This window comes from Streptomyces tailanensis, assembly GCF_008386495.1.
In the GTDB taxonomy this organism is placed as follows: Bacteria; Actinomycetota; Actinomycetes; order Streptomycetales; family Streptomycetaceae; genus Streptomyces; species Streptomyces tailanensis.
In genome coordinates, this window is record NZ_VTHJ01000001.1 from 54,398 (window position 1) to 67,143 (window position 12,746).

At 69.7% G+C, this 12,746-nt stretch carries 10 protein-coding genes; 6 read left to right on the forward strand and 4 right to left on the reverse strand.

What is annotated here, in order from left to right; genetic code table 11:
- The first annotated feature begins 30 nt into the window (after positions 1-30).
- The 4 genes from pspAA (at position 31) to F3T56_RS00255 (ending at position 5,881) form a co-directional block, all read left to right on the forward strand.
- The gene (pspAA, locus tag F3T56_RS00240) at positions 31-309 is read left to right on the forward strand and encodes a PspA-associated protein PspAA (RefSeq protein WP_149822574.1); all 279 of its coding nucleotides are present in this window, start codon (positions 31-33) and stop codon (positions 307-309) included.
- 240 nt (positions 310-549) lie between these two features.
- Entirely contained in the window at positions 550-1,803 is a 1,254-nt protein-coding gene (locus tag F3T56_RS00245; protein ID WP_149822575.1) for a sensor histidine kinase, read from the forward strand.
- A gap of 44 nt (positions 1,804-1,847) precedes the next feature.
- The gene (locus tag F3T56_RS00250; RefSeq protein WP_149822576.1) at positions 1,848-2,540 is read left to right on the forward strand and encodes a response regulator; all 693 of its coding nucleotides are present in this window, start codon (positions 1,848-1,850) and stop codon (positions 2,538-2,540) included.
- Between the two features lie 200 nt (positions 2,541-2,740).
- Complete coding sequence (locus tag F3T56_RS00255) at positions 2,741-5,881, forward strand: efflux RND transporter permease subunit (RefSeq protein WP_149822577.1); 3,141 nt, start codon at positions 2,741-2,743, stop codon at positions 5,879-5,881.
- A 216-nt stretch (positions 5,882-6,097) separates the two neighbouring features.
- On the opposite strand, the gene nadA is transcribed toward F3T56_RS00255, so the two are convergent.
- A complete protein-coding gene (gene nadA / locus F3T56_RS00260) occupies positions 6,098-7,282 on the reverse strand; it encodes a quinolinate synthase NadA (RefSeq protein WP_149822578.1) in 1,185 nt (394 codons plus the stop codon).
- 336 nt (positions 7,283-7,618) lie between these two features.
- Between nadA and F3T56_RS00270 the strand changes: the two genes are divergently transcribed.
- Positions 7,619-7,975 (forward strand): iron-sulfur cluster assembly accessory protein, encoded by a 357-nt coding sequence (locus F3T56_RS00270; protein WP_030582488.1) that lies wholly within the window; start codon positions 7,619-7,621, stop codon positions 7,973-7,975.
- 116 nt (positions 7,976-8,091) lie between these two features.
- Here the strand turns inward: F3T56_RS00270 and F3T56_RS00275 are convergent, their stop codons facing one another.
- A complete protein-coding gene (locus F3T56_RS00275; protein ID WP_149822580.1) occupies positions 8,092-9,774 on the reverse strand; it encodes a hypothetical protein in 1,683 nt (560 codons plus the stop codon).
- A gap of 114 nt (positions 9,775-9,888) precedes the next feature.
- Positions 9,889-10,098 (reverse strand): hypothetical protein, encoded by a 210-nt coding sequence (locus tag F3T56_RS00280; RefSeq protein WP_149822581.1) that lies wholly within the window; start codon positions 10,096-10,098, stop codon positions 9,889-9,891.
- 134 nt (positions 10,099-10,232) lie between these two features.
- Here F3T56_RS00280 and F3T56_RS00285 point away from each other — a divergent pair, with 134 nt between their 5' ends.
- On the forward strand, positions 10,233-11,207 hold the full coding sequence (locus F3T56_RS00285) for a carbohydrate kinase family protein (RefSeq protein WP_149822582.1): 975 nt from the start codon (positions 10,233-10,235) through the stop codon (positions 11,205-11,207).
- Positions 11,208-11,322: 115 nt separating this feature from the next.
- Here the strand turns inward: F3T56_RS00285 and F3T56_RS00290 are convergent, their stop codons facing one another.
- Positions 11,323-12,705 carry a cysteine desulfurase/sulfurtransferase TusA family protein gene (locus F3T56_RS00290; RefSeq protein WP_149822583.1) on the reverse strand — a complete coding sequence of 461 codons (1,383 nt, stop codon included), beginning with the start codon at positions 12,703-12,705 and terminating at the stop codon, positions 11,323-11,325.
- Positions 12,706-12,746 lie beyond the last annotated feature (41 nt).

Below are 12,746 nucleotides of genomic sequence, written 5' to 3' on the forward strand. Positions count from 1 at the left end.
CCGTTGGGTCCCACGCCTGAGGAGGGCGACATGATCGTACGGATCATGGGGGAGGGGCAGGTGAAGCTGGCCGACAGCCACTTCGCCGAGTTGAACAAGCTGGACGACGAACTCCTGGAGGAAATGGAACGCGGCGACGGCCCAGGCTTCCGCACCACACTCCACGCCCTCCTGTCCAAGGTCCGAGACCTGGGCACCCCCCTCCCGGACGACGCGTTGGAGCCTTCGGAACTGATCCTCCCCGCCCCGGACGCGACCCTGGAGGAAGTCAGGGAAATGCTGACCGACGACGGCCTGATCCCCGGTTGATTCGTCGGCTGCGGCTGAGTGGGGGTTGTTCGCGCAGTTCCCCGCGCCTCTTAAAAGCCCCGGGCGAGCCCCAGGCCGCCAAGGGGCGGGGCTGTGACATATGCGGCTCCGCCGCGTGGGCGCGACCAGCCACAACCCACCCGCACCCGCCCAAACACCTCAGCCAACCGAGCTCTAAGGCGTCCAGGCTCAGCGGCGCAGCCCTGGCGCGGGGGCGATAACCCCGTACGGTGAACACCCGTGAGCACCCTCCACCGAGCCAGCACCTTCCTGAAAGCGCACCCCCTCGCGCTGGACGCCACCCTCGCCCTCGGCGCCCTCGTCTGCATGGTGGCCCGCTCCCATGTCGACCCCCACGCCGAATACGGCGACAAATGGGGCACCCGCACCCCCGACGCCCTCGGCCTCACCCTCATGTTCCTCGCCGCCGCGGCCCTGACCGCCCGCCGCCGCGCCCCCATGCCCGTACTGGCCGCCACCTCCGCCCTCACCGTCACGGAACTGATCACCGGCGACCCCCGGGCCCCCGTCGTGATGGCCGCCGTCATCGCCCTCTACACCGTCGCCTCCACCACCGACCGCCCCACCACCTGGCGCGTCGGCCTGCTCACGATGACGGTCCTCACCGGCACGGCCATGCTGGCCAGCGACTTCCCCTGGTACGACCAGGAAAATCTCGCCATCTTCGCCTGGACCGGCATGGCCGCCGCGGCCGGCGACGCCGTACGCAGCCGCCGTGCCTTCGTCGGCGCCATCCGCGAACGCGCCGAACGGGCCGAACGCACCCGCGAGGAGGAGGCCCGCCGCCGGGTCGCCGAGGAACGCCTCCGTATCGCCCGCGACCTGCACGACGTCGTCGCCCACCACATCGCCCTCGTCAACGTCCAGGCCGGAGTCGCCGCGCACGTCATGGACAAGCGGCCCGACCAGGCCAAGGAGGCCCTCGCCCACGTCCGCGAGGCCAGCCGCTCCGCGCTGGGCGAACTCCGCGCCACGGTCGGCCTGCTCCGCCAGTCCGGCGACCCCGAGGCCCCCACCGAACCCGCCCCCGGCCTGGAACGGCTCGACGAACTCGTCGGCACCTTCCACAGCGCCGGCCTCGCGGTCGAGGTCGCCCGCACCGACCGGCACACCGCCCTCCCGGCCGCCGTCGACCTCGCCGCGTACCGGATCATTCAGGAAGCCCTCACCAACGTGCGCAAGCACGCGGGCCGGGAGGCGAAGGCCGAGGTCAGCGTCGTACGCGTGGGCCCGAACATGGAGATCACCGTCCTCGACAACGGCGTCGGACACGACGGCACCGGACCCGTCGACGGTCAGGGCGAGGGCGAGGGCGAGGGCGGCGGCCACGGCCTCCTCGGCATGCGCGAACGCGTCACCGCCCTCGGCGGCACCCTCACCACCGGCCCCCGCTACGGAGGCGGCTTCCGCGTCCATGCGATCCTGCCGCTCCAGAGCCGAACGACGACGACCGAAGAGCCCGTACGACCGTAAACCGCGCGCAACCTCGCCACCACCGTGACCCCGGGGGACCCCGTATGACCATCCGTGTTCTGCTCGCCGACGACCAGGCCCTGCTGCGCAGCGCCTTCCGGGTGCTCGTCGACTCCGAGGCGGACATGGAGGTCGTGGGGGAGGCATCGGACGGGGCGGAGGCGGTGCGGCTGGCCAAGGAGACGCGGGCCGACGTCGTACTGATGGACATCCGGATGCCCGGCACGGACGGCCTGGCGGCCACCCGCATGATCAGCGCGGATCCGACCCTCGCCCATGTACGCGTCGTCATCCTCACCACCTTCGAGGTCGACGACTACGTCGTGCAGTCGCTGCGCGCCGGCGCCTCCGGCTTCCTCGGCAAGGGCTCCGAGCCGGAGGAACTGCTGAACGCGATCCGGATCGCCGCCGGCGGTGAGGCGCTGCTCTCGCCCGCCGCGACCAAGGGCCTGATCGCCCGGTTCCTCGCCCAGCCGGACGACTCGGCCGCCGGCGGCGAGGGCGGTGGCACGGCCCGCTCCGAGCGGCTCGCCACGCTGACGAGCCGTGAGCGCGAGGTCCTCGTGCAGGTCGCCGGAGGGCACTCCAACGACGAGATCGCCGAGCGTCTGGAGGTCAGCCCGCTGACGGTGAAGACGCACGTCAACCGGGCCATGGCGAAGCTCGGCGCCCGCGACCGCGCCCAACTGGTGGTCTTCGCCTACGAGTCGGGGCTGGTACGCCCAAGGGTGGACTGAACTCCGCCCGGGGCTACTCCCTACGGAGTAGGCGCGGGATAAGGAAATGGACCTGGGAGGCGAGGGAGCGAGGGCCTCGATGGCCCAGGGTATGAGGTGAGCGCTCACATCTGCGTCACACGGGCAACACAGGCCACACATGTGCGCATGCGCTCGCGCTCGTCGTCCGCTCACGCCACAGAAGAGAGATCCGGTCACCCATGTCCTGGCTGTCTCGGTTCAGCCTCGCACAACGGACCCTCGTCGGTCTGGTGTCGATCATCGCGCTCGCCTTCGGGGCGATCGCGATACCCCAGCTCAAGCAGCAACTGCTGCCCACCATCGAACTGCCCATGGTGTCCGTGCTCGCGCCGTACCAGGGCGCGTCCCCCGACGTGGTCGAGAAGCAGGTCGTGGAGCCCATCGAGGACAGCCTCGAAGCCGTCGACGGCATCACGGGCGTCACCTCCACCGCCAGCGAGGGCAACGCCGTGATCATGGCGTCCTTCGACTACGGCCCCGACACCAAGCAGCTGGTCGCCGACGTCCAGCAGGCCGTCAACCGGGCTCGGACGCAGCTCCCGGACGACGTGGACCCGCAGGTGATCGCGGGCTCGACGGACGACATGCCCACCGTGGTCCTCGCCGTGACCTCCGACGAGGATCAGCAGGCACTCGCCGACAAGATCGACCGCACCGTCGTCCCCACCCTGGAGGAGATCGACGGCGTCGGCCAGGTCACCGTCGACGGCGTTCGGGACGTCCAGGTCACCGTCACGCCCGACGACGCGAAGCTGGCGAAGGCGGGCCTGACCACGATGGCCCTCTCCCAGGCCCTCCAGGCCGGTGGCGTCACCGTCCCCGCGGGCTCCTTCGACGAGGACGGCGCCAATCGCACCGTCCAGGTCGGCGGCGGCTTCACCTCGCTGCAGCAGATCGAGGACCTGATGGTCCGCGGCCAGAGCGAGGGCGCGGGCGGGGGCGAGGGCGCCAAGAAGCCCGTACGCCTCGCCGACGTCGCCACGGTCAAGGAGGAGGAGGCCAAGGCCGAGTCCATCACCCGTACGAACGACAAGCCCAGCCTCGCGGTCATGGTCACCATGGACCGGGACGGCAGCGCGGTCGCCATCTCCGAGGCCGTCGAGGACAAGCTGTCCGACATGCGCCGGGACGTGGGCTCCGGCGCCACCGTCACCGTGGTCAGCGACCAGGGTCCGGCGGTCTCCAAATCCATCGACGGTCTGACGACCGAGGGCGCGCTGGGTCTGGTCTTCGCGGTCCTGGTCATCCTGGTCTTCCTGGCGTCGATCCGTTCGACCCTCGTCACCGCGGTGTCGATCCCGCTGTCGGTGGTGCTGGCCCTGATCGTCCTGTGGACCCGCGACCTCTCCCTCAACATGCTGACGCTGGGCGCGCTGACCATCGCCATCGGCCGCGTCGTCGACGACTCGATCGTCGTCCTGGAGAACATCAAGCGCCACCTCGGCTACGGCGAGGAGCGCCAGGAGGCCATCCTCAAGGCGGTCCGCGAGGTCGCCGGTGCGGTGACCTCGTCCACTCTCACGACGGTGGCGGTCTTCCTCCCGATCGGCCTGACCGGCGGCATGGTGGGCGAGCTGTTCGGCAGCTTCTCGCTGACGGTGACGGCGGCCCTGCTGGCCTCCCTCCTGGTCTCCCTGACGGTGGTCCCCGTCCTCTCCTACTGGTTCCTGCGCGCCCCGAAGGGCACGCCCGAGGACGCCGAGGAAGCCCGCCGGCAGGCGGAGGAGAAGGAGGCCAAGAGCCGCCTCCAGCGCCTCTACGTCCCCGTCCTGCGCTTCGCCACGCGGCGCCGGCTGACGAGCGTGGCCATCGCGGTCGTCGTCCTGATCGGCACGTTCGCCATGGCCCCGCTGCTGAAGACGAACTTCTTCGACCCGGGGGACCAGGAAGTCCTCAGCGTCAAGCAGGAGTTGAAGCCCGGCACCAGCCTCGCGGCCACGGACGAGCAGACCAAGAAGGTCGAGAAGCTGCTCGCCGACACCGAGGGCGTCAAGGACTACCAGGTCACCGTCGGCTCCTCCGGCTTCATGGCGGCCTTCGGCGGCGGTACGGGCTCCAACGGGGCCTCGTACAGCGTCATGCTGGACGACTCGGCTTCCGCCGCGGACGTCCAGGACCGCGTCGAGGCGGGCCTGAAGAAGCTCTCCGGCATCGGTACGACGACCATCGCGGCCGGTGACGGCTTCGGCAACCAGAACCTGAGCGTGGTCGTGAAGGCCGCCGACGCCGAGGTGCTGCGCAAGGCGGCGGACCAGGTCCGTGACGTGGTCTCGACCATGGACAACGTCACCGACGTGACCAGCGACCTGGCCCAGAGCGTGCCCCGTATCTCGGTCAAGGCGGGCGACAAGGCGGCCGCGGCCGGCTTCGACGACCAGACCCTCGGCGCGGCCGTCGCCCAGTCCGTCCGCGGTACGACCAGCGGGCGGGCCATCCTCGACGACACCGAGCGGGATGTCGTCATCAGGTCGGCGAACCCCGCCGAGACGCTGGACGAGCTGAAGGACCTGCCCCTCGGCGCGGTGAAGCTGGGCGACATCGCGACCGTCGAGCTCGTGGACGGCCCGGTCTCCATGACCCGTATCGACGGTCAGCGGGCCGCGACGATCACGGCGAAGCCCAAGGGCGACAACACGGGCGCGATCAGCACGGACCTCACCGCCAAGCTGGACGCTCTCAAACTCCCCGCGGGCGCCACGGCCGAGATCGGCGGCGTCTCCTCGGACCAGGACGAGGCCTTCGCCTCGCTGGGCCTCGCGATGCTCGCGGCGATCGCGATCGTCTTCATGCTGCTGGTCGCGACCTTCCGGTCCCTGATCCAGCCGCTGATCCTGCTGGTCTCGATCCCGTTCGCGGCCACGGGCGCGCTCGGCCTGCTGGTGATCACCGGCACGCCGATGGGTGTCCCCGCGATGATCGGCATGCTCATGCTGATCGGCATCGTGGTGACCAACGCGATCGTCCTGATCGACCTGATCAACCAGTACCGCCGACAGGGCTACAGCACGGTCGAAGCGGTCATCGAGGGCGGCCGCCACCGCCTCCGCCCGATCCTGATGACAGCCCTGGCCACGATCTTCGCCCTCCTCCCGATGGCACTGGGCATCACCGGCGAGGGCGGCTTCATAGCCCAGCCACTGGCGGTGGTCGTCATCGGCGGCCTGATCACCTCAACCCTGCTGACACTGCTCCTCGTCCCGACCCTCTACACCATGTTCGAACTCCGCAAGGAACGCCGAGCAAAGAAGAAGGCCCTGAAACGAGCAGGCACCCCGGCCAAGGCGACAGAGCCGGAGTCCCCGGAGCCCGCAGGGGTCTAGCCCGACAATATGACGTCCCCGCGCCCCGTGCTTTTTAGGGGCGCGGGGAACTGCGCGACAAGCCCCCACTCACCCGCACTCGAAACACCCGAGGGGGTCGAAGGGGCGCAGCCCCTGGATGGGGGAGGGACGGGTAGGGGCGGCAGGGGCGAGAAAATCGGGGGTGCCCTTCGAACAGGAGGGGCACCCCCGATCGGCGTACGCACAGCGCGAGCGTTACGGCAGCGCCAGCATCCGCTCAAGCGCCAGCTTGGCGAACGCCTCCGTCTCCTTGTCGACCTCGATCCGGTTGACGAGGTTGCCCTCGGCCAGCGACTCCAGCGTCCAGACCAGATGGGGCAGGTCGATGCGGTTCATCGTGGAGCAGAAGCAGACCGTCTTGTCGAGGAACACGATCTCCTTGCCCTCGGGAGCGAAACGGTTCGCCAGTCGGCGGACCAGGTTCAGCTCGGTCCCGATGGCCCACTTGGACCCGGCAGGCGCGGCCTCCAGCGCCTTGATGATGTACTCGGTCGACCCGACATAGTCCGCCGCCGCCACGACCTCGTGCTTGCACTCGGGGTGGACCAGCACATTCACCCCGGGAATCCGGGCCCGCACGTCCTCGACCGACTCCAGGCTGAACCGCCCGTGCACCGAGCAGTGCCCCCGCCACAGAATCATCTTCGCGGCCCGCAACTGCTCCGCCGTGACGCCCCCACCCGGCTTGTGCGGGTTGTAGACGACGCAGTCGTCGAGCGACATCCCGATGTCCCGCACCGCGGTGTTCCGCCCCAGATGCTGGTCGGGCAGGAACAGCACCTTCTCGCCCTGCTCGAAGGCCCAGTCCAGCGCCCGCTTCGCGTTCGAGGAGGTGCAGATCGTGCCACCGTGCTTACCGGTGAACGCCTTGATGTCCGCGGAGGAGTTCATGTACGAGACGGGCACGACCTGCTCGGCTATCCCGGCCTCGGTGAGAACGTCCCAGCACTCGGCGACCTGCTCGGCCGTCGCCATGTCCGCCATCGAACAGCCCGCCGCCAGATCCGGCAGGACCACCTTCTGGTCGTCGGAGGTCAGGATGTCCGCCGACTCGGCCATGAAGTGCACACCGCAGAACACGATGTACTCCGCCTCGGGTCGCGCCGCCGCGTCCCGGGCCAGCTTGAAGGAGTCGCCCGTGACGTCCGCGAACTGGATGACCTCGTCGCGCTGGTAGTGGTGGCCGAGCACGAAGACCTTGTCCCCGAGCTTCTCCTTGGCCGCGCGGGCGCGCTCCACCAGGTCGGGGTCGGACGGGGAGGGGAGGTCGCCGGGGCACTCGACACCGCGCTCGCTCCTCGGATCGGCCTCACGGCCGAGCAGCAGCAGGGCGAGGGGCGTCGGCTGTACGTCGAGCTCCTGGGTCTGGGCGGTGGTCACGACACACACCCTTTCTGTTCTGCGGCTCGCCGGCCCGGGGAGGGCCGGCGGGACATACGGGCTAAGCCTTTTCGTCGAAATGACGCTATCTATCATAACCGCTTCGCGTCACGTTGACGATGGTCATAGTGTCGATGTGACGTGAATCCCGATATCCCGAAGGCCTGTGAACCCGAAGGCTTGTCCACAGCCTTCTGTCGGCACTCCGGCGCATGTGCGAGCATGAAGAAGGCCACCCAAAGACCCAAAGACATGTGCTCCGCCCGGAATGAATCCACGGCCCCGCCGGTTGCACTCGTCAGCAAGCAGTCTCCGTACAACCCGGGAGAGATGTAGATGTCCGTATCGGACGAGACCAGCACCGTCACCGACGGCATCATCCTGTCCGACGCCGCCGCGGCGAAGGTCAAGGCCCTGCTCGACCAGGAAGGCCGTGACGATCTGGCGCTGCGCGTCGCCGTTCAGCCCGGCGGCTGCTCCGGTCTGCGCTACCAGCTCTTCTTCGACGAGCGTTCCCTCGACGGCGACGTCGTCAAGGACTTCGGCGGAGTCAAGGTCGTCACCGACCGCATGAGCGCTCCCTACCTGGGCGGCGCGTCCATCGACTTCGTCGACACCATCGAGAAGCAGGGCTTCACGATCGACAACCCGAACGCGACGGGCTCCTGCGCCTGCGGCGACTCCTTCAGCTGAGCCCCCGCACATCCCGTAGCAGTACGCGTACGCACGCGAAGGCGGCGTCCCCCTCCGACGGGGACGCCGCCTTCGCGTACGTGTGTACGTGCCAGCTGTTACTGCTGTTACTGCTGTTACGGCTCCAGCTCCGAGATCCCGCCCTCCGGGATCTTCTCGCCGTCCGACCCGACCACCGCGCGGTCACCGAGCGGCTGGTCCAGATCCACGGTCCGCTCGATCGCCTTGGCGATCAGGATGCAGACCTTGTCCTCCCAGGGGGTGTCGGTCACGGTGACCGTCACCTTGCCCTCCTCCTCGGTCGCCGAGGCCGAGTAGTCGCTGCACACCCCGCCCCAGAAGGTCACGGTCAGCTTGTCGCCGTCGACCGTGTAGCCCTGGATCTCGACGTCCCGCGAGGCCGGGTTCGCCGTCGGCTCGTCGCCGGGGGCGTCCGGGTCGGCCGGTGCCTCGGTGGGCTCCGACCGTGGCTCGGGAGAGGCCAGGTACTCCGGGTCGATCGCCGGATGCGTCACCGTGTAGCTCTCCGCGGCACCCGTCGGCCGTACCTCGAACATCCAGGACGGCACCAGCGTCGGTCGGCCGTCCACCTGGTGCGAGGCGAGCCCGAACTCCGCCTTCTCGACCGTCACGGTGTCCGGCGTCGAGGCCGTCGTCAGTGGCTCCGGGCCGACCTCCTGCCCGGAGCCGTTCATCAAATCCAGCGCCCGCTCCGCGTCGACCACGGGATACGTGTCGCTCTTCACCGGCGACTTCAGGTTGCCGTTGCCGCCGACCACTTGACCGTCGGCGCCGACCTGGACGCCGGTCGTCCAGCCGTAGGTGGGCAGCCCGCCGACTTCGGGATCAGCGTTCACCACGCGTACGGCGCCGAGGAGTTGGGAGGCGTCGAGCTTGGCGTCGTCCTGGCCGACGGCCTTGAACACCGGGGCCGCCGCCTTCTTGGCCACCGCCTCGCTCACGGGATCGCCGACCTCGGTCGTGGTGCCGAAGGCGCAGACGTCGCCCTTCTTGCAGTCGTCGGTGCCCGCCGCGAACTTGCTGAACGTCCAGGCCCCCGGCGACTGCTTGTTGACCTGCAGAGTCGGTCCCGAACTGTCCCCCACGCTCCCGACCCGCCAGATCTCGCCCTCGGCCGTGGGCGTGCCCTCGACACCGAGCGCCTTCGCGAGCCGGGCCACCTCGGCGGCCGTCACCTCACCCTTGACCGCGTAGACGGGCGCCGAGTCGGGACCGTCGGGCAGTTCGCCGCTCGCGCGGTAGGTCACGCCGTTGGGGTTGGGCTCACCCGGGGCGATGCCGTTCGAACCCTCGGTGTAGCCGTCGAGCGCCAGCGGCGGGGGAGTGCCGTCGCCCCCCGGAGAACTGGAACCACCGGAACCCCCAGATCCGCTGGAAGCGGTGGTGGCGAGGTACGCCCCACCACCCCCGACGAGCAGCACGGCGACAGCCATCGACACGACAGCCACCCGCGAACGCCGCCGACGCGACGGCTCGGCCCCACCGCCGACCTCGACGACATGCCCACGATCACCGTCCTCGGACGCGTCACCGTCATCCACGTCACTCCCGGTGACCTGGGCGGTCTCGTCCGTCTCGCCCGTCCGGTCCGTCCCGTCCGCCTTCTCGGCCTCGGTCGAGCCGGGCTCGGCGGTCGTCTCGGCCTCGGCGGCCGCGTCGGACTCGGCGGTCATGCCGGGCTCACTGGCGTCATCCCCGGCAGCCCTGATCTCCTCGATGGCGTCAGGCTCGGGGCCCTCGTCCGGGTTCTCGGGGTTGTCGGGTCGCTCGGAGTTCACCGCATCGCTCCTTCGGCTGGTCGTACACCGCATCCCCTATACGGGGGACAGCGATGGGACGCGGCGGAGGAGCCGATGGTTCCCTGTTCGGGCGCTGGAGCCAGGTCGACGCCCTCAGTCGCCGTAGTCGGACATCGCGTCCACGAGCCGCGCGGAGGTCGCCGGCACCGTCACCCCATGAATGAGCGAAGGGGACACCGGAGCCGTAATGACCTTCGCGGGGGCCGCCCAGTGCGGCACCATCCGGGCGCAGTCGCCGCGCAGGGCCGCGAGATCGCCGTCGAGGTCGAGCGGGGCGGTGCCGTGGATCTTGGGGTTCGTCATATCGGAACCGTATGCACCACGAGCCCCGCGAAGAAAGCCCTACTATCGGGTAGTTTTGCCTGCTTCAGAGCGCGCGGACGACCCGGTAGCGTGAACTGTCAATTGCCTCCCCCTCGCAGGAGCGTGTCCCCGCCGTGCGTATCGCAGTCTCCGGCTCCATCGCCACAGACCATCTGATGACCTTCCCCGGCCGCTTCGCCGACCAACTCGTCGCGGACCAGCTGCACACGGTCTCCCTCTCCTTCCTCGTCGACCAGCTCGACGTACGCCGGGGCGGCGTCGGCGCGAACATCGCGTTCGGCATGGGTCAGCTCGGCACCACCCCGATCCTCGTCGGCGCGGCGGGCTCGGACTTCGACGAGTACCGCGCGTGGCTCGACCGGAACGGTGTGGACACGGCCTCCGTGCGCATCTCCGAGACGCTGCACACGGCCCGCTTCGTCTGCACCACGGACGCCGACCACAACCAGATCGGCTCCTTCTACACCGGCGCCATGAGCGAGGCCCGCCTCATCGAGCTCAAGACCGTCGCGGACCGCGTCGGCGGCCTCGACCTGGTCCTCATCGGCGCGGACGACCCCGAGGCGATGCTCCGCCACACCGAGGAGTGCCGCTCCCGGGGCATCCCCTTCGCCGCCGACTTCTCCCAGCAGATCGCCCGCATGGACGGCGACGAGATCCGCATACTGCTGGACGGCGCCACGTACCTCTTCTCCAACGAGTACGAGAAGGGCCTCATCGAGTCCAAGACCGGCTGGTCGGACGCCGAGATCCTCGGGAAGGTCGGGCACCGGGTGACCACGCTCGGCGCGCGGGGCGTCCGCATCGAGCGCGCCGGCCACGACCCGATCGAGGTCGGCTGCCCCGACGAGGAGCGCAAGGCCGACCCCACGGGCGTCGGCGACGCGTTCCGCGCGGGGTTCCTCTCGGGGCTTGCCTGGGGTGTCTCGCTGGAGCGAGCCGCGCAGGTCGGGTGCATGCTCGCGACGCTGGTCATCGAGACGGTGGGTACGCAGGAGTATCAGTTGCGGCGGGCGCACTTCATGGAGCGGTTCACGAAGGCGTACGGGCAGGATGCCGCGGAAGAGGTTCAGGCTCACCTCGGCTGAGGCCGGCCTCGGCGACCACTGGGTTGCCAAGTTCGGTGCGTTGCCGGCTGCGGGTTCGATGTGGCTGGTCGCGCAGTTCCCCGCGCCCCTAAAAACTAGGGGCGCGGGTAGCGTCTTAACTCACCCTTCGCACCACATACGCCGAGCCCTTCTCCGCCTCTTCCTCGCCTACGTACTCCTGGCCCCGCATCTCGCACCACGCCGGGATGTCCAGGCGGGCCGCCTCGTCGTCGGAGAGGACGCGGACCGTGCCGCCCACCGGTACATCCCCGATGACCTTCGCCAGCTCGATGACGGGGAGCGGGCATCGTCTGCCCAGCGCATCCACCACGAGGACGTCGTCCCGTACGACGGCCACGTCGGCCGGTACGGGCGCCCCCAGCTTCTCCCGTACCGCCGCGACCGCCTCCGGCAGCACGGCCAGGAACCGCTCGACGTCCGCCTCCATCGCCCCGGCCGGCAGTGACACCCGGACGTTCCCCTCGCTGAGCACGCCCATGGCCCGCAGCACATGGCTGGGCGTCAACGTGCTGCTCGTGCACGAGGAACCCGAGGACACGGAGAAGCCCTCGCGGTCCAGCTCGTGCAGCAATGTCTCCCCGTCGACATAGAGACACGAGAAGGTGACCACGCCGGGCAGTCGGCGCGTCGGGTGCCCGGCCACCTCGACGTCCGGTACCAGCGACGGCACGCGCGTCCGGATGCGGTCCGTCAACTCCCGTAGCCGTACGGCCTCCGCGTCAGCCTCAGCCCGTACGGCGCGCAGTGAGGCGACCGCCGCCACGATGGCCGGGATGTTCTCGAAGCCGGCGGCCCGCCCCGACTCCCGCTCGTCGGCGGGTCCTTGAGTCGCGAACCTGACGCCCTTCCGTACGACGAGCAGCCCCACCCCGGACGGGCCACCCCATTTATGGGCACTCCCGGTCAATACCGACCAATCCCCGTCGACCCGCCCCCACCCGAGCGACTGCGCCGCGTCCACCAGCAACGGCACCCCGGCCTCCCGGCACACCGAGGCCACCTCGGCGACCGGCTGTTCGGTCCCCACCTCATGGTTGGCGGACTGCAGACAGGCGAGCGCGGTGCCGGACCGGAGGGCTTCGGCGTACGAGGACGCGGTGACCGTACCGGTTCGATCCACGGCCACCCGGGTGACCGTTCCGCCGTCCGCCTCGAACGCCTCTGCCGAATGGAGCACCGAGGAGTGTTCGACCGCTGACACGATCAGGTGGCGCCCCACCCGCCGCCGCCCCGCCAACACCCCCGCCACGCCGGAGTGCACCGCCCGCGTCCCCGACGACGTGAACACCAACTCGTCCGCCCGACACCCCACGGCCTCGGCGGCAGCCTCCCGGGCGGCATCCAGCAACATCCGCGCCCGCCGCCCCTCCTTATAAAGACGGGCAGGATCGGCCCACCCTTCGTCGAGCGAGGCGACCAATGCCTGCCGGGCAACGGGATGAAGAGGGGCGGAGGAAGCAGCGTCGAAGTAGACCACACAGCAACGCTATAGGCAGAGGCTCGCAGCGGCGCCCCTGA